This window comes from Streptomyces lushanensis, assembly GCF_001700515.1.
Taxonomy (GTDB): domain Bacteria; phylum Actinomycetota; class Actinomycetes; order Streptomycetales; family Streptomycetaceae; genus Streptomyces; species Streptomyces lushanensis.
The window spans coordinates 1-16497 of the sequence record NZ_MAUD01000149.1 but is presented as its reverse complement, the minus strand read 5'-3'; the positions used below and the strand labels follow the sequence as shown (position 1 = coordinate 16497).

The 16497-nt window shown below is 69.9% G+C and carries 13 protein-coding genes and 1 pseudogene; 9 read left to right on the top strand and 5 right to left on the bottom strand.

The annotated features are described in order from the left end of the window. The first annotated feature begins 1 nt into the window (after position 1). The 3 genes from nuoL to nuoN are packed head-to-tail and all read left to right on the top strand — an operon-like array spanning position 2 to position 5130. The gene (gene nuoL, locus BFF77_RS13880) at positions 2 to 1897 is read left to right on the top strand and encodes an NADH-quinone oxidoreductase subunit L (RefSeq protein ID WP_066948559.1); all 1896 of its coding nucleotides are present in this window, start codon (positions 2 to 4) and stop codon (positions 1895 to 1897) included. Between the two features lie 6 nt (positions 1898 to 1903). After that, positions 1904 to 3481 (top strand): NADH-quinone oxidoreductase subunit M, encoded by a 1578-nt coding sequence (locus tag BFF77_RS13875; protein WP_066948556.1) that lies wholly within the window; start codon positions 1904 to 1906, stop codon positions 3479 to 3481. Continuing rightward, positions 3478 to 5130: an NADH-quinone oxidoreductase subunit NuoN gene (gene nuoN / locus BFF77_RS13870; RefSeq protein WP_066948553.1), complete on the top strand. Its 1653-nt coding sequence runs from the start codon at positions 3478 to 3480 to the stop codon at positions 5128 to 5130. Before BFF77_RS13875 ends, nuoN begins: the two co-directional genes overlap by 4 nt. A 116-nt stretch (positions 5131 to 5246) precedes the next feature. Here the strand turns inward: nuoN and fahA are convergent, their stop codons facing one another. After that, positions 5247 to 6470, bottom strand: a complete 1224-nt coding sequence (gene fahA, locus BFF77_RS13865; protein WP_066948551.1) for a fumarylacetoacetase — start codon at positions 6468 to 6470, stop codon at positions 5247 to 5249. 408 nt (positions 6471 to 6878) lie between these two features. Between fahA and BFF77_RS13860 the strand changes: the two genes are divergently transcribed. The 4 genes from BFF77_RS13860 to BFF77_RS13845 all read left to right on the top strand — a co-directional run bounded on the left by BFF77_RS13860 (position 6879) and on the right by BFF77_RS13845 (position 11553). Next, positions 6879 to 7889, top strand: coding sequence for a polyprenyl synthetase family protein (locus BFF77_RS13860; RefSeq protein WP_066948548.1), 1011 nt, complete (start codon positions 6879 to 6881; stop codon positions 7887 to 7889). 316 nt (positions 7890 to 8205) lie between these two features. Next, positions 8206 to 9450: a LolA family protein gene (locus tag BFF77_RS13855; RefSeq protein WP_066948544.1), complete on the top strand. Its 1245-nt coding sequence runs from the start codon at positions 8206 to 8208 to the stop codon at positions 9448 to 9450. A 110-nt stretch (positions 9451 to 9560) separates the two neighbouring features. Next, complete coding sequence (locus BFF77_RS13850; RefSeq protein WP_066948541.1) at positions 9561 to 10565, top strand: ABC transporter ATP-binding protein; 1005 nt, start codon at positions 9561 to 9563, stop codon at positions 10563 to 10565. Beyond that, positions 10552 to 11553 carry an ABC transporter permease gene (locus BFF77_RS13845; protein ID WP_079125130.1) on the top strand — a complete coding sequence of 334 codons (1002 nt, stop codon included), beginning with the start codon at positions 10552 to 10554 and terminating at the stop codon, positions 11551 to 11553. Before BFF77_RS13850 ends, BFF77_RS13845 begins: the two co-directional genes overlap by 14 nt. 163 nt (positions 11554 to 11716) lie before the next feature. Here BFF77_RS13845 and BFF77_RS13840 read toward each other — a convergent pair whose 3' ends face one another. Continuing rightward, positions 11717 to 13105, bottom strand: coding sequence for a M28 family metallopeptidase (locus tag BFF77_RS13840; RefSeq protein ID WP_079125129.1), 1389 nt, complete (start codon positions 13103 to 13105; stop codon positions 11717 to 11719). Between the two features lie 217 nt (positions 13106 to 13322). Next, positions 13323 to 13547, bottom strand: a complete 225-nt coding sequence (locus BFF77_RS13835; protein ID WP_066948538.1) for a hypothetical protein — start codon at positions 13545 to 13547, stop codon at positions 13323 to 13325. 529 nt (positions 13548 to 14076) lie between these two features. On the opposite strand from BFF77_RS13835, the gene BFF77_RS13830 reads away from it, so the two are divergent. Then, the gene (locus BFF77_RS13830) at positions 14077 to 14316 is read left to right on the top strand and encodes a hypothetical protein (RefSeq protein WP_066948535.1); all 240 of its coding nucleotides are present in this window, start codon (positions 14077 to 14079) and stop codon (positions 14314 to 14316) included. Further along, on the top strand, positions 14309 to 15127 hold the full coding sequence (locus tag BFF77_RS13825; RefSeq protein WP_079125128.1) for a DUF2637 domain-containing protein: 819 nt from the start codon (positions 14309 to 14311) through the stop codon (positions 15125 to 15127). Before BFF77_RS13830 ends, BFF77_RS13825 begins: the two co-directional genes overlap by 8 nt. A gap of 60 nt (positions 15128 to 15187) precedes the next feature. On the opposite strand, the pseudogene BFF77_RS36840 reads toward BFF77_RS13825, so the two are convergent. Further along, a pseudogene (locus BFF77_RS36840) lies at positions 15188 to 15316 on the bottom strand (VOC family protein); the annotation flags it as partial. 58 nt (positions 15317 to 15374) lie between these two features. After that, a complete protein-coding gene (gene rarD, locus BFF77_RS13820) occupies positions 15375 to 16352 on the bottom strand; it encodes an EamA family transporter RarD (protein WP_066948531.1) in 978 nt (325 codons plus the stop codon). Positions 16353 to 16497 lie beyond the last annotated feature (145 nt).

Below are 16497 nucleotides of genomic sequence, written 5' to 3'. Positions count from 1 at the left end.
CGTGGAGAACTTGATCGCGCTGCTCATCGCGGCGCCTCTACTGGGAGCTGCGGTCCTCCTCTGCGGGGGCCGCCGGCTCGACCGTGTGGGCCACTGGCTCGGCACACTGCTGGCCGCGGCGTCGTTCGTGATCGGCGTGGTGCTCTTCAGCGACATGCTCGGCAGGAGCGGCGACGGACGCACGCTGCACCAGCATCTCTTCAGCTGGATTCCCGTCGAGAGCTTCCAGGCGGATGTCGCCTTCCAGCTCGACCAGTTGTCGATGACCTTCGTCCTGCTGATCACCGGTGTGGGCACGCTGATCCACATCTACTCGATCGGGTACATGGAGCACGACGAGCGGCGCCGCCGCTTCTTCGGCTATCTGAACCTGTTCCTGGCGGCGATGCTCCTGCTGGTCCTCGCCGACAACTACCTCCTGCTGTACTTCGGCTGGGAGGGCGTCGGTCTCGCCTCGTACCTGCTCATCGGCTTCTGGCAGCACAAGCCCAGCGCGGCCACCGCCGCCAAGAAGGCCTTCCTGGTCAACCGCGTCGGTGACATGGGCCTGTCGATCGCGGTCATGCTGATGTTCACCACCTTCGGGACCTTCGCCTTCGGTCCGGTCCTCGGCTCCACCGGGGACGCCACCGAGGGGAAGATGACGGCGATCGGGCTGATGCTGCTGCTCGCCGCGTGCGGCAAGTCGGCGCAGGTGCCGCTCCAGTCCTGGCTCGGTGACGCGATGGAGGGCCCGACCCCGGTCTCGGCCCTGATCCACGCGGCCACGATGGTGACCGCGGGCGTGTATCTGATCACCCGCTCCGGTGCCATCTTCAACGCCGCTCCGGACGCCCAGCTGGTGGTCGTGGTGGTCGGCGCGGTGACGCTCCTGTTCGGTGCGGTCGTCGGTTGCGCGAAGGACGACATCAAGAAGGCCCTCGCGGGCTCGACGATGTCGCAGATCGGCTACATGATCCTGGCGGCGGGCCTCGGCCCGATCGGCTATGTCTTCGCGATCATGCACCTGGTCACGCACGGCTTCTTCAAGGCCGGGCTCTTCCTCGGGGCCGGTTCGGTCATGCACGGCATGAACGACGAGGTCGACATGCGGAAGTACGGGGGTCTGCGGAAGCACATGCCCGTCACCTTCGTCACCTTCGGGCTCGGCTATCTGGCGATCATCGGCTTCCCGGGTCTCTCCGGTTTCTTCTCCAAGGACCTGATCATCGAGGCGGCCTTCGCCAAGGGCGGCACACAGGGCTGGATCCTCGGCTCCGTCACGCTGCTCGGCGCGGCGATCACCGCGTTCTACATGACCCGGGTGATGCTGATGACCTTCTTCGGCGAGAAGCGCTGGCAGCCCGACGAGCACGGGCACCAGCCGCATCCGCACGAGTCCCCGAAGTCCATGACCATCCCGATGATCATCCTGGCCTTCGGCTCGGTCTTCGCGGGCGGTTTCTTCGCCATCGGGGAACGGTTCGTGCACTGGCTGGAGCCGGTCACCGGATACCACCACGGGGAAGCGCCGATCAGCGCGGCCACCGTCACCGGCGCCACCATGGTCGTCCTGGTGCTCGGCGCGGCGCTGGCCTGGCTGATGTACGGACGCCGGCCGGTCCCGGTGACCGCGCCGCGCGGCTCGCTGCTCACCCGGGCCGCCCGCCGCGATCTGCTCCAGGACGACTTCAACCACGTGGTCCTGGTCCGCGGCGGCGAGCACCTCACCCGCTCCCTGGTCTATGTCGACCACACCCTGGTCGACGGAGTGGTCAACGGCACCGCGGCGTCGTTCGGCGGGCTCTCCGGCCGGCTGCGCAAGCTGCAGAACGGCTACGCCCGCACCTATGCGGTCTCGATGTTCGGAGGTACGGCAGTGCTCATCGCCGCGACCCTGCTGATGAGGGCGGTGTAACCGGAAATGTCGTTCCCCCTTCTGACAGCCACGGCGGCGCTGCCCGCGCTCGGCGCGATCGCCACGGCGGCCGTCCCGGCCGCCCGGCGCACCGCCGCCAAGTGGCTGGCGCTGGTCTTCTCGCTCGCCACCCTGGTGCTGGCCGCCCTGGTCGTGGTCCGCTTCGAACCGGGCGGTGCCCGGTATCAGATCACCGAGTCGCACGCCTGGATCTCCGACTTCGGCGTGCGGTACGAACTGGGCGTGGACGGTATCGGGGTGGCGCTCCTCGCGCTGACCGCGCTGCTGATCCCGTTCGTGATCCTGGCCGGCTGGCACGACGCCGACCCGCTGGAGGACACCCGGCCGAACCGCCGCTGGCGGCCGACCCAGGGCTTCTTCGCGCTGATCCTGATGGTCGAGGCGATGGTGATCCTCTCCTTCGAGGCCACCGACGTCTTCCTCTTCTACATCCTCTTCGAAGCCATGCTCATCCCGATGTACTTCCTCATCGGCGGCTTCGGGGACCGCGCCCACGCGGGCGGGGACGAGGCGGCGGCGACGCAGCGCTCGTACGCGGCGGTCAAGTTCCTCCTCTACAACCTGGTCGGCGGCCTGATCATGCTGGCCGCCGTCATCGGGCTCTATACGGTCGCGGGGACCTTCTCGCTCTCCGAGATCGCCGAGGCACGGGCCAACGGCTCGCTGTCGATCGCGACCGGCACCGAGCGCTGGCTCTTCCTCGGCTTCTTCTTCGCGTTCGCGGTGAAGGCGCCGCTGTGGCCGCTGCACACCTGGCTGCCCAACGCCATGGGTGAGTCCACCGCGCCCGTCGCCGTACTGATCACCGCGGTGGTCGACAAGGTCGGCACCTTCGCGATGCTGCGCTTCTGCCTCCAGCTCTTCCCCGAGGCGTCCAAGTGGGCCACACCGGCGATCCTGGTGCTGGCGCTGATCAGCATCGTCTACGGAGCACTGCTCGCCGTCGGCCAGCGCGACATGAAGCGGCTGATCGCGTACGCGTCGATCTCGCACTTCGGCTTCATCATCATGGGCATCTTCGCGATGACCAGCCAGGGCCAGTCGGGCGCCACGCTCTACATGGTCAACCACGGGATCTCGACGGCCGCGCTGATGCTGGTGGCCGGCTTCCTGATCACCCGGCGCGGCTCGCGGCTCATCGCGGACTACGGCGGTGTGCAGAAGGTCGCGCCGGTTCTCGCGGGCACCTTCCTGATCGGCGGTCTGGCCACGCTCTCGCTGCCGGGGCTCTCGCCGTTCGTCAGTGAGTTCCTGGTCCTGGTCGGCACCTTCAGCAGATATCCGGTGGTCGGCATCATCGCCACCATCGGCATCGTGCTCGCCGCGCTCTATGTCCTCGTGCTCTACCAGCGCACGATGACCGGACCGGTGAAGGCCGAGGTCAGGGCCATGCCCGATCTGAGTGTCCGGGAGCTGGTGGTCGTCGCTCCGCTGATCGCGCTGCTCCTCTTCCTGGGCGTGTATCCGAAGCCGCTCACCGAGATCGTCAATCCGGCGGTGGAGCATACGTTGTCCGACGTACAGCAGACCGACCCCAAGCCCGAGGTGGAGGCCGCCCCGTGAGTGCGACAGCCGTCCACAGCCTGTGGACAACGACGGCGGCCGGCGGGATCGACAAGATCCCGGCCCCGAACATCGAATACGCGCAGCTGGCGCCGACCCTGATCGTGGCGGGCGCCGCCGTCCTCGGGATCCTGATCGAGGCGTTCCTTCCGCGCAAGGCGCGCTATCACGCGCAGCTCTTCCTCTCCGTCGTCGCCCTGGCCGCCGCCTTCGCGGCGGTGGTCGCCCTGGCGGCCGGCGGGTACGGCACGTCGAAGAAGCACATCGCGGCCATGGGCGCCATCGCCATCGACGGCCCGACGCTCTTCCTCCAGGGCACGATCCTGCTGGCCTCGGTCGTCGCCGTGTTCACCTTCGCCGAGCGCCGGCTCGACCCGGAGTCCCACGGCAACCGGATCGACTCCTTCGCCGCGCAGGCCGCGGCCGTGCCCGGCAGCGAGGGTGAGAAGGACGCGGTCAGGGCCGGGTTCACCACCACCGAGGTGTTCCCGCTGGCCCTGTTCGCGGTCGCGGGCATGCTGGTCTTCCCGGCGGCCAACGATCTGCTGACGCTCTTCATCGCGCTGGAGGTCTTCTCGCTGCCGCTCTATCTTCTGTGCGCCCTCGCCCGCCGCAAGCGGCTGATGTCGCAGGAGGCCGCGGTCAAGTACTTCCTGCTGGGCGCCTTCTCGTCGGCGTTCCTGCTCTTCGGGATCGCACTGCTCTACGGGTACGCGGGCTCCGTGTCGTACGCGCGGATCGCGGAGGTCGTCGACGGCACCGTCCAGAACGTCAGCCCGACGCTCGCGGACACCATGGGCAATGACGCGCTGCTGCTGATCGGCGGCGCGCTGATCCTGATGGGACTGCTCTTCAAGGTCGGCGCGGTGCCGTTCCACATGTGGACGCCGGACGTCTACCAGGGCGCGCCCACACCCGTCACCGGCTTCATGGCCGCGGCGACCAAGGTGGCGGCCTTCGGCGCGCTGCTGCGGCTGCTGTACGTCGTCCTGCCGGGGCTGCGCTGGGACTGGCGGCCGGTCATGTGGGCCGTTGTCATCGTCACCATGCTGGGCGGTGCGATCGTCGCGATCACGCAGACCGACATAAAGCGGCTGCTGGCGTACTCCTCGATCGCGCACGCGGGCTTCATCCTGGCCGGTGTGATCGCCGCGACGCCCGAGGGCATCTCGTCCGTCCTCTTCTACCTGGGGGCGTACTCCTTCGTCACGATCGGCGCGTTCGCGGTCGTCACGCTCGTACGGGACGCGGGCGGCGAGGCGACGCATCTGTCCAAGTGGGCCGGGCTCGGGCGGCGTTCACCGCTGGTGGCGGCGGTCTTCGCGGTCTTTCTGCTCGCCTTCGCCGGTATCCCGCTGACCTCGGGCTTCTCCGGGAAGTTCGCGGTCTTCAAGGCGGCGGCCGACGGTGGCGCGGGCGCGCTGGTGGTGGTCGGTGTGATCGCTTCGGCGATCGCGGCGTTCTTCTACATCCGGGTGATCGTGCTGATGTTCTTCAGCGAGCCGAGGCCCGAGGGCCCGACGGTCGCGGTGCCCTCGGCGCTGACGACGATGGCGATCGGTATCGGTGTGGTGGTCACCCTGGTGCTGGGCGTGGCTCCGCAGTACTTCCTGGATCTGGCGAGCCAGGCCGGGGGCTTCGTTCGCTGAGCCCTCCCGGCGGCCACGGCCCCTCGGCCCAGGACATCCCCGTACGGCCGTCTGTGCCTCCGTACGGACAGCAGGGCCCGGCACCTCGTCGCAAGGTGCCGGGCCCTGTGTGTGCCTCAGCCGGAGACGATCCGGCCCGTCACCTCGCCGAGTCCGACCCGGGTGCCGTCGGGGCCCGGCGCCCAGGCCGTCAGGGTGACCTCGTCGCCGTCCTCCAGGAACGTCCGCTTGCCGTCGGGCAGTTCGAGCGGCTCGGTGCCGTTCCAGGTGAGTTCGAGGAGGGAACCGCGCTCCTCGCGGGCCGGGCCGCTGACCGTGCCGGACGCGAAGAGGTCGCCCGTACGCAGCGAGGCGCCGTTGACCGTCATATGGGCCAGCTGCTGGGCCGCCGTCCAGTACATCGACGAGAACGGCGGCTCGGAGATCACCTGGCCGTTGAGGGAGACCGTGATCCGCAGATCGAAGCCGCCCGGCTCCTCGTCGTCCGCGTCGTCCAGATACGGGAGCAGCGCGTCCGTACGGGCCGGAGGCGCCACCCGGGCCGCGTCCAGGGCCTCCAGCGGAGTGACCCAGGCCGAGACGGAGGTGGCGAAGGACTTCCCGAGGAACGGGCCGAGCGGTACGTACTCCCACGCCTGGATGTCACGCGCCGACCAGTCGTTGAGGAGGCAGAGCCCGAAGACATGGTCGCGGAAGGAGGCCGACTCCACCGCCGTGCCCCGCGCCGAGGGCGTACCGACGACAAAGCCGACCTCGGCCTCGATGTCGAGCTTGCCGGAGGGCCCGAAGACGGGTGCCGGGTCGGCGGGCGCCTTGCGCTGGCCCGACGGGCGCACCACGTCCGTGCCGGAGACCACGATCGTGCCGGCCCGGCCGTGGTAACCGATCGGCAGATGCTTCCAGTTGGGCGTCAGCGCGGCGCCGTCGGGCCGGAAGATGCGGCCCACGTTGGTGGCGTGGTGCTCGCTCGCGTAGAAGTCCACGTAGTCCGCGACCTCGTACGGCAGATGCAGGGTGACGGCGGTGAGCGGGTGGAGCAGAGGCTCTATGTCCGCCCGGTGCGCGGGGACGGTGACCCACGCGGTCAGGGCCCGGCGTACATCGCGCCAGGCCGTGCGTCCGGCGGCCATCAGCGGGTTGAGGCTCGGCCGGTCGAGCAGCGCCGCGTACGGGGAGCCCAGGGCGTTCGCCGCGGCCCCCGCGTCGAGCACCTGATCGCCGATACGGACGCCCAGCCGACGGCGGTCGGGCTCGTCGGCCGTGGAGAAGACTCCGTACGGCAGGTTGTGCGGGCCGAAGGGATCGCCCTCGGCCGGTACGAGCGGGCTCTGCTCGGGCATGGGTGCCGCCTCGCTTTCCGGATCGATGCAGGACACGTTACGTCGACGTTGCCCCGCCATGGCAGTGACGAAAAGCCCGATTCGAACCAAAAGTGCAGGGTGTGCCGGACGGCCCGGCGGCCGTACCGGCGGTAGCCCCGGCCCGCCGGCCGCCCGGCGCCGTTCCGGCGTCCATCCGGGGCGGGGGCGGGCGCTCGTCGCCAGATGGCGGCTGCCCCGAGTTCGCCCGGGTGTCGGTCACCGTTCCGGACAAAACGACTGCTCCCGGTCGTATGACTGATCCCGAACATACCGGCGGTGCCGGGAAGGCGCCCATGGTGATCGAAAGGCGACCGGATACGCTGACTTGAGTGATGACAGCGACACATCGACAATCCGTGTGATCGTCAGCAGACAGGAGTACCTCTCGTGACCGTCGTCGGGCCGTTCGGGCTGAGCGTGCGGGACCAGGCTCTTGAGGCCGATGTCCAGACCGGACTGGCGGCTGTCGAGGCGGGGCTGCTCGAAGCCACCAAGAGCGAGGTGCCCTTCATCACGGAGGCCGCTCAGCATCTGGTCCGGGCCGGCGGCAAACGGTTCAGGCCGCTGCTGGTGATGCTCGCGGCCCAGTTCGGCGATCCGTACGCGCCCGGGATCGTGCCCGCGGCCGTGGTCGTCGAGCTGACCCATCTCGCGACGCTCTACCACGACGACGTGATGGACGAGGCGGAGGTCCGCCGCGGGGTGGACAGCGCCAATGCCCGCTGGGGCAACTCGGTTGCCGTCCTGACGGGCGACTTCCTCTTCGCGCGCGCCTCGCACATCCTGGCGGATCTGGGACCCGAGGCGGTCCGTATCCAGGCGGAGGCGTTCGAACGGCTGGTGACGGGCCAGATCCTGGAGACGGCGGGACCGCGTGACGGACGCGATCCGGTCGACCACTATCTCGATGTCATCGGCGGCAAGACGGGCTCACTGATCGCCGTCTCCGGCCGGTTCGGCGCGATGATGTCCGGCGCGGACGAGACCGTTGTCGACATCCTGACGCAGTACGGGGAGCGGCTCGGCGTCGCCTTCCAGCTCGCCGACGACGTCCTCGACATCGCCAGTGACTCGCACGAGTCGGGCAAGACCCCCGGTACGGATCTGCGCGAGGGCATCCCGACGCTGCCGGTGCTGCTGCTGCGCGCGCGGGCCGAGGCCCAGGGACTCCCGGACGATCTGGCGCTGGTCGAGCTGCTGGACGGCGATCTGGCGGACGACGAGCGGCACGCGGAGGCGCTGCGCCGGCTGCGGGTCCATCCGGCGCTGGAGCAGGCGCGCCGCGACACCGTGCGGTACGCGGAGGAGGCGCGCTCCACGCTGACGCCGCTGCCGGAGTGCTACGCGAAGTCGGCGCTGGTGGAGCTCTGCGACGCGGTGGTCCACCGCGCGGGCTGACGGCCTCCGCCGCAGGTCCGCCGCGCGCGGGCCGGCCTTCTTCACGGCCGTCCCCCGGATGGGCTGACGGCCCGTCATCACTCATGTGGTGGCCGTGACCGCCGCTGCCGGGGCGTCCCCTACTGGGCAGGGGAGGCATCTCGTCCGAATGTCATCCCAGAGCAGTACGGCAAGTTGCACCCGGGGACTGACGCTTACCCCGGGCCGATTTGGTCAGATGGACAACACCACTCCTGACCAATTCGGGTGAGAATGGCGGCGCGGAGTGGACACGTGCAGAGGACGGAAGGCCGCCGACCACGGAGGTAGGGCACACATGGCACCGAACGACAGCGCACAGACCACCGAGGAGGGCAGGGAGCCGCGTGCGGGCCGCCGCATGGCGACGCGTTACGCGGTCCCTGTCGCGGTGGCGGGAGTGGCTGCGGCGACCATCGGGCTCGTCCCGGCACTGGCCGCGACCGGAGACCCCGAACTGCCGAAGATCAGCGCGCAGGAGCTCATCGAGAAGATCGCCGCGTCGGACACCGAGCAGCTCTCGGGCTCGGTGAAGATCACCACGGATCTGGGGCTTCCCTCGCTGGGCGGCCTCGGCGGCGCGGCGGGCGGCGCGCTCGTCCCCCAGGGCGGCCCGAGCGCCGGCGGTTCCACCGCGGACCCCAACGCCAAGCTGATGGAGCTGACCTCGGGCTCGCACACGCTGCGGGTCGCGACCGACGGCCCCGACAAGCAGAAGGTCTCGATCCAGGACGACGCTGCCGAGTACAGCCTGATCCACAACGGCGACGAGGTCTGGGCGTACGACAGCGCCACCAACGAGGCGTACCACGCGGCCTCCCCGAAGGACGGTGCGAAGGGCGCGAAGGGCAAGCACCAGCGGACCGAGGAGGGTGCCGGGGCCAAGGGCGCGCCGGCCACGCCTCAGGACTTCGCCGAGGAGGCGCTGAAGGCCTCGGCCGACACCACCTCGGTCACGGTCGACGGCACGTCCCGGATCGCCGGGCGGGACGCCTACCAGCTGCTGATCAAGCCCAGGCAGGCCGGTTCGACGGTCGGCTCGATCAAGATCGCGGTCGACGCGGAGACCGGCACTCCGCTCAAGTTCACGCTCACGCCGAGCAGCGGTGGCAAGGCCGTGATCGACGTCGGCTTCACCAAGGTCGACTTCGCCAGGCCCGCCGCCTCGACCTTCGACTTCACGCCTCCCAAGGGCACGAAGGTCACACAGGCCGAGGACCACGAGGCGCCGGAGATCCCGCGGGCGGACACGGGTGCCTTCACGGAGTCCGGCGGCCAGAAGGTCATCGGCAAGGGCTGGAACGCCGTCTACGAGCTGACGACTCCGGACGGTGCGGATGTGCCGTCGGCGACGTCGGGCGACCTGCCGGCCGAGGCGCAGTCGTTCCTCGACGCGCTGGGCGACAAGGCCACGGGCAAGTTCGGTTCCGGCACCGTCTACAAGACCCGTCTCGTCAATGCTCTGCTGACGGACGACGGAAAGGTCTATGTCGGCGCGGTGACGAAGGACGTGCTGGTCAAGGCAGCCAACGAGGCCAAGTGACCTGGTAGCCGACCGCCCCGTCGTACGTCATGTGCGGCGGGGCGGAACGCTGACCGGGGCCGGTCCGTTCTCGGAAGGGTGCCCGACGAGAACGAGAACGGGGGAGCGGGATGACAGCCGTCACCGAGGCAGCGCCCGGCGGACCGGGTGCGTCCGGTGCTTCCGATGTGCCCCCTGTGATCGAGACACGCGGGCTCACCAAGCGCTTCCGCGGCGGACAGCTCGCGGTCGACCGTCTCGATCTGACCGTCCCCGCCGGCAGTGTCTTCGGCTTCCTCGGTCCCAACGGGTCGGGCAAGACCACCACCATCCGGATGCTAGTGGGGCTGATCCAGCCGACGGCGGGCTCGGCCACGCTCCTCGGCCGCCCTGTGCCGCGCGCCGCACACGCCGTACTGCCGCAGGTGGGCGCGCTGATCGAGGGGCCCGCGCTGTACGGTCATCTGACCGCCCGAGACAATCTCGTACGGTACGACTCGGCGGATCCGACGGCCGACCCCCGCACCCGCCGTGCCCGGGTGGGCGAGGCGCTGGACCGGGTCGGGCTGACCGCCGCGTCGGGCAAGAAGGCCAAGGCGTACTCCCTCGGGATGAAGCAGCGGCTCGGGCTTGCCGCCGCCCTGCTGCGCCCGCGCCGGCTGCTGGTGCTCGACGAGCCCACGAACGGGCTCGATCCGCAGGGCATGCGGGAGATCAGGGCCCTGGTGCGGGAGCTGGCCGCCGACGGCACGACCGTCTTCCTCTCCTCCCACCTGCTCGACGAGATCGAGCAGGTGTGCACGCATGCCGCCGTGATGACCCGGGGACGGCTGATCGTCCAGGGCACGGTCGCCGAGCTGGCGGCCGGGACCCGGGGCAGGCTGGCCGTCACCACACCCGACCAGGGTGAGGCCGCCCGGGTGCTGAAGGGCCTGGGCGTGGTCGATCTGACCGTGCGGGACGACCGGGTGAGCGGGGAGCTGCCCACGGGTGAGGGCGAGCCGGTGGATCCGGCGGAGGTGAACGCCGCGCTCGTACGGGCCGGGGTGCGGGTGCGCTCCTTCGGTGTCGAGCGTGTCTCGCTGGAGGACGCCTTTGTGGCGCTGACCGGGGAGGGCTTCGATGTCGCGGGCTGACGGCGGGACGGGCTCCGGTGCCGGAACAGGGGCGGCGGCTGGGACCACGAGCGGGACCGGGGCGGGTGCCGGGACCGGCGTCGGTGCGGAGGCCGGGGTGCCGGCCGTGGTGGGCGGACCGCCCGGCGCGGCCGGGGCGCGCGGGCCCAGGCCGTGGTGGACGCTCGGACTGTTCCGCTCCGAGCTGACCACGACGTTCCGGCGCTCGCGGACGCTCGCGCTGCTCGGTGTGCTGGCGGCCGTTCCCGTTCTCATCGGTATCGCCGTGAAGATCCAGACGGGTGACGGCGGAGGCATGGGCGGTGGCCCCGAGGGCGGCCCGGCCTTTCTCACCCAGATCACCAACAACGGCCTCTTCCTGGTCTTCGCCGCGCTCGCCGCCACTCTGCCCGTCTTCCTGCCGATGGCGGTCGGGGTCGTGGCGGGCGACGCCGTCGCGGGCGAGGCCCATGGCGGCACGCTGCGCTATCTCCTGGTCGCGCCGGCCGGCCGTACCCGGCTGCTGCTCGCCAAGTACGCCTCGACGATGGCCTTCTGTCTGGTCGCCACACTGGTCGTGGCGGCCTCGGCGCTCGCCGTCGGCGCGCTGCTCTTCCCGCTGGGCGAGGTCACCACCATCTCGGGCACCCGTATCTCCTTCGGGGACGGTCTGATACGGGCCCTGCTGATCGCCGTGATCGTGGCCGCCTCGCTGATCGGACTCGCGGCGCTGGGCCTGTTCGTCTCCACCCTGACCAACAGCGGGATCGCGGCGATGGCGGCGACCGTGGGGCTGCTGATCACGGTGCAGATCCTGGACACGATCCCGCAGTTGCACGCGATACAGCCGTATCTCTTCCCGCACTACTGGCTGTCGTTCGCGGATCTGCTGCGTGAGCCGGTCCACTGGGACGAGATCGTCAAGAACCTCGGTCTCCAGGCGCTGTACGCGGCCGTGTTCGGCTCGGCGGCCTGGGCGCGGTTCACGGCGAAGGACATCACGGCCTGAGCCGGACACGGCGCCGCCGGGCGGCTGCCGCCGGGAGGTCGCTGTCGGATGGCCGTTGTCGGCCTGGGCACGGTGGCAGAGGTGCCCAGGCCGACAGCGGTGGTGCGGACGTGCGTCAGAGTGCGCCGGACTGCGTCAGCGGCTCAGAGGGCGCCGGACGGCGTCAGAAGGTGAGCCGCCAGCTGTCGATGTATCCCGTGTCCTGGGACGCGACATCCTGGACCCGCAGTCTCCAGAGCCCACTGGCGACCTCGGCCGAGGCGTTCACCGTGTAGGTGGCGATCACGTTGTCCGCCGAGTCGCTGCTGCTGGAGTTCTTCAGCCGGTAGGCCGTACCGCTCGGGCCGACCAGATCGATGACCACGTCACCGCGCCAGGTGTGCTTGATGTCCACGCCCACCCGCAGCGTCGGAGGAGCGTTGCCCGCGATGCCCGTGACGTTCAGCGACGAGGTGACGGCCGCGCCGTTGTCCGGGATGGTGACGTCGGTGAGGGTCTCGAAGACCGTACCGGTGGGCGGCGGGACGGTGGCGGCCGACAGGGTCCAGACCGCGTAGGCCACGGCGTCGCTGTTGCGGTCGAGCGCGGTGTCGTTGATGTTCGCCGTCGTGTCGCAGGAGGAGTGGTAGCAGCGGTCGAAGGCCTGCCCGGAGGTGCCGCCCCACTTCTGCGCCTGGGCCGAGGTCTTGATGTAGTCGGCGCCGCTGAAGAGCCCGCCGACCGGGATGCCCACGTTCTTGAACGGGGCGTGGTCGGAGCGGCCGTCGCCCTCGGTCTCGATCTCGGTCGGGACACCGAGGCCCGCGTAGTAGTTCTTGAAGGTCTGCTCGATCGTCGGATCGTCGTCGTAGACGAAGTATCCGGGGTTCGGGGAGCCGATCATGTCGAAGTTCAGATAGCCGCTGATCTTCGCACGGTCGGCGGTCGGCAGGTTGTTGACGTAGTACTTGGACCCGACCAGCCCCAGCTCCTCGGCGCCCCACCAGGCGAAGCGGAGGTGCTTCTCCGGCTGGAGCTGAGCGCGGGAGACGGCGAGCGCGGTCTCCAGAATGGCCGAGGACCCCGAACCGTTGTCGTTCATGCCGGCGCCCGCGGTGACGGAGTCGAGGTGCGAGCCCGACATGATGACCTGATTCGGATCACCGCCGGGCCAGTCGGCTATCAGGTTGTAGCCGGTGGCACCGCTGGAGGTGAACTGCTGGACGGTGGTGGTGAATCCGGCCGCGTCCAGCTTGCCCTTCACATAGTTGACCGACGCCAGATAACCGGCGCGGCCGTGGGCGCGGTTGCCGCCGTTGGCGGCGGCGATCGACGAGAGCTGGGTGAGATGCGCCTTGACGTTGGCGAGCGGGATGTCCGGGGCGGCGAGGACGGCCGCGGACGCGGACTGCGCGGGTCTGAGCGAGGTGACGGGGGCCGCGGTCGCACTCGGCGCGGTGGTGGCGACCAGCCCGGCGAGGGCCAGCCCGACGGGCAGGGCGACTCTGGCCGATATCGCGGGAATGGTGCGTATGGCCGGTATTCGGCGCACTCCGGGAACGGAGAGTTTCATGTGGGGGCTCCGGATTCCGTACGGGGACAAGGACGGAACGTGCAAGACGCCCCACGGCGACTGCGACGCGGGGCGTTGGAGCTGTTCGTGTGCTGTGCGTGCTGAATGGTGAGTGAGAGCTTGACTTACCGTCAAGAGCACAAATCGGTCATGGGTGTTCGCTGAGCGGACCGCGCGGGCCGGGAAACCGGCGAACGACCTCGGGGCCGGGTGCCCCTCAGGGGACCTGGTGAATGTAGAGAGCGCCGCAGGCGTGGCAGAGAGGCCGGCCGGCGGGTGTGCCCCACGCCTCCGCCGACTGCGTGAGGGCGTCCTCGTCCAGATCCCGTCCGCACAGCGCGGTCGACTCGTCCAGCCGCGTCATGTGCCACACCTCCAGCCGGGGGTACCGGTCGTGGGGCGACGAGCCGTCCGCGTACTGCGCGCGCATTTCGTACTGCATGCCTTGTCTCCTGACCGGTGCGACGAGCCGGGGCACCGGTCCGGCGTCGGTGCGTGGGGCGGGTGGAAGAGAACCAGCAATGTCCGCGCCGCCGCGTGCCCGCACGCCGCCGTCGCACGAATGGCCGTCGATGAATCGATTCTGCGGTCAGCCGTTCGGAGGTGTGGCCGTGCCTTGACCGTGCCGGACGCGATGACCACCGTGCGGGTGAAGTGCGTCACAGGCGCGTTACGCCGGAATCGAACCGCCTCCGCCGGGAGCGCCGCCGGGTCAGGGGCGGTGTTCGGTTCCTGTCGGATCGAGTGAGCCGTATGACCGGATGCGACCGCGACCGGCCGTCCACAGGGCGATATCGATACGGGTGAGCAATTAGACCGATGGTCATTCCCGCGCGCTCCGGCGTGTGATCGGCAACAGTATGGTCATCTGTTGGTGGGTCACTCTATTGCCGGGCAACTGTCGGAAGGTGTTCGTTCGTTTACCGCGTATGACGTCACCGAATTCGCATTCTCGGCCCATTGGTTGGAGCTTGGGCGCCACCGCCGGCGTGGCCGGATCCCCGGCGAACGCGGAGCGGGGTGGTGACGCGGGACCGCCGGTCCGTGGCGCCCACCTGGTGGAACCGGACCAGTGTGCGGATCTGCTGGACGAGTTCATGCGCGTCATGGACCGTATCGAGGACGGATTCCACGGCCATATCGGTATGCCGGCGCCTCGGGCCGCCGCTGTCGGTTCCGACAGCGGGCCGGGACAGGTGTGCCATGCATGATCACGCCGATTTCCATGATCCGCACTACATTCGCTTCGCCGAGACCAGAGAGCCCTACGGAACGGACCTGTCGGAAGGGAACGATTTTCCGCAGGAGCCGGTCGGCTATCCGGATCCCGGTGTCCACAGGGAATCCGGCGGGTATCCGAACCACCCCGACGCCTATCCGGAGTCCGGCCCCTATCAGGAGCACGGTTTTGATCCGGTACTGGACACGGTCAGTCTGGAGGAGGGTCTCGCCCAGCTCCTGCGCGCGTCGGCCCCGGACGGCGCGCCCGCCGTCCCGCCGCCTCCGATGGCCGTACCGCGCCCGCGCTCCCGCAACCGGCGCAAGCCCAAGGAGCCGCGATGGCGGGCGGGCACCTGGGTGAGAGTGTGCAGTCTGCTGCTGTCCGCGCTGACGGCCGCCGCCGTCACGGTGATCAGCGCCCTGGGCGCGAGCGTGTCGTACCACCCGCTCGAAGACATGGCGCTCACCGTCGCGCCGCCGGGACTGGCCCGGTGGTGGCCGCTGCTGGTCTTCGGTCCCTGGCTGGTGGCGACGTTCTCCATCCTGCGCTCCGCGCTGCACCGCCGCAGGATCACGCACCCCTGGCTGATCCTGCTGCTCTTCTCCTCCGTCGCGGTGACCTTGTGCGTGAGCGCCGCGCCCAAGACACTTCCCGGTATCGCGGTGGCCGCGCTGCCTCCCATCTCGGCCTGCGCGTGCCTTTATCAGTTCATCCGGCAGATCGCCCTGACTCGTTTTCCCGAGCCGCGCCACACCAGCACGCCCCGCTCCGCGCCGCGGCGGCCCGTCGCCAAGAAGTGACCGCCGAGAGGTGACCGCCAGGAAGCGGCCGTATGCCGTGTCCTGGTGAACACGGAATCCCTTGCCTTCGGGATCGGCCATGACGGTCCACTGCCCGGAGGGCTCCCTCGTCCCGTGGAGCACCGTCGCACCGAGCGCCTCCAGCCGGCCGGCCTCGGCGGCGCGTCGCCCGGCCGCGGAGTACCTCACAGTGGTTGCGCGAGGGGACGCGTAACGGAACGGGTGGAGAAGAGGCCGTAGGCGCAGGTCAGGTCGCGGGCTCGTGGCGGCCCGGGGAGGGCGCCGGCTCCGGGGCGGGTGTCGCCGCCGCGGCGGCCACCAGCCGCAGAGCCTCCGCCCGGGTGCGCCGGGCGTTGCGCAGCGCGTCCCAGGTCAGGATCGCCAGCGCCAGCCAGACCAGGGAGAAGCCCGCCCACCGCTCCGGGGGCATCGCCTCATGGAAGTACAGGACGCCCAGCAGGAACTGGAAGACCGGGGCCAGATACTGGAGCAGGCCCAGCGTCGACAGCGGCACCCGGATCGCCGCCGCGCCGAAGCAGACCAGCGGCAGGGCGGTGACCACACCCGTCCCGGCGAGCAGGGCCATCTGGCCCGCGCCCTCGCTGCCGAAGGTGGCCGAGCCGGACGCGCCCAGCCACACCAGATAGCCGAGCGCGGGCAGGAAGAGCACCGCGGTCTCCGCCGCCAGCGACTCCAGACCCCCGAGATTGATCTTCTTCTTGATCAGACCGTATGTCGCGAACGAGAAGGCCAGCACCAGCGAGATCCACGGCGGCTGCCCGTATCCCACGGCCAGGACCAGCACGGCGGCGAAGGCGATGAAGACCGCCGTCCACTGGGCCGGCCGCAGCCGTTCCTTGAGCAGCAGAACACCCATGGCGATCGTCACGAGCGGATTGATGAAATAGCCCAGGGACGCCTCCACGACCCGGCCGCTGTTGACCGCCCAGATGTAGAAACCCCAGTTGAGGGAGATCGTGACGGCGGCCACGGCGATGAGCCCCAGCTTGCGGGGCTGACGTATCAGCTCGGCCGTCCAGGCCCAGCGGCGCAGCGCCAGCAGCCAGATCGCGACCACGCCCAGCGACCAGACCATCCGGTGGGCGAGGATCTCCGTCGCTCCGGCCGGTTCGAGCAGCGGCCAGAAGAGCGGGACCAGCCCCCACATCCCGTAGGCGCCGATCCCGTACAGCAGTCCGCTCCGCTGCTCGCTGTCCGCCTTCACTGGCCCTCCCCGCCTGCCCCGACCTGCTCCGCCGGCCCCGCGCCGTCCGGCGCCGTTCCGCGTCGTTCCGCCATGAAGGTAGCGCCGGGGGAGGGCATGTGTCATTCCCGTACCGTCATACGGTCATGACGGTACGGGAATGACA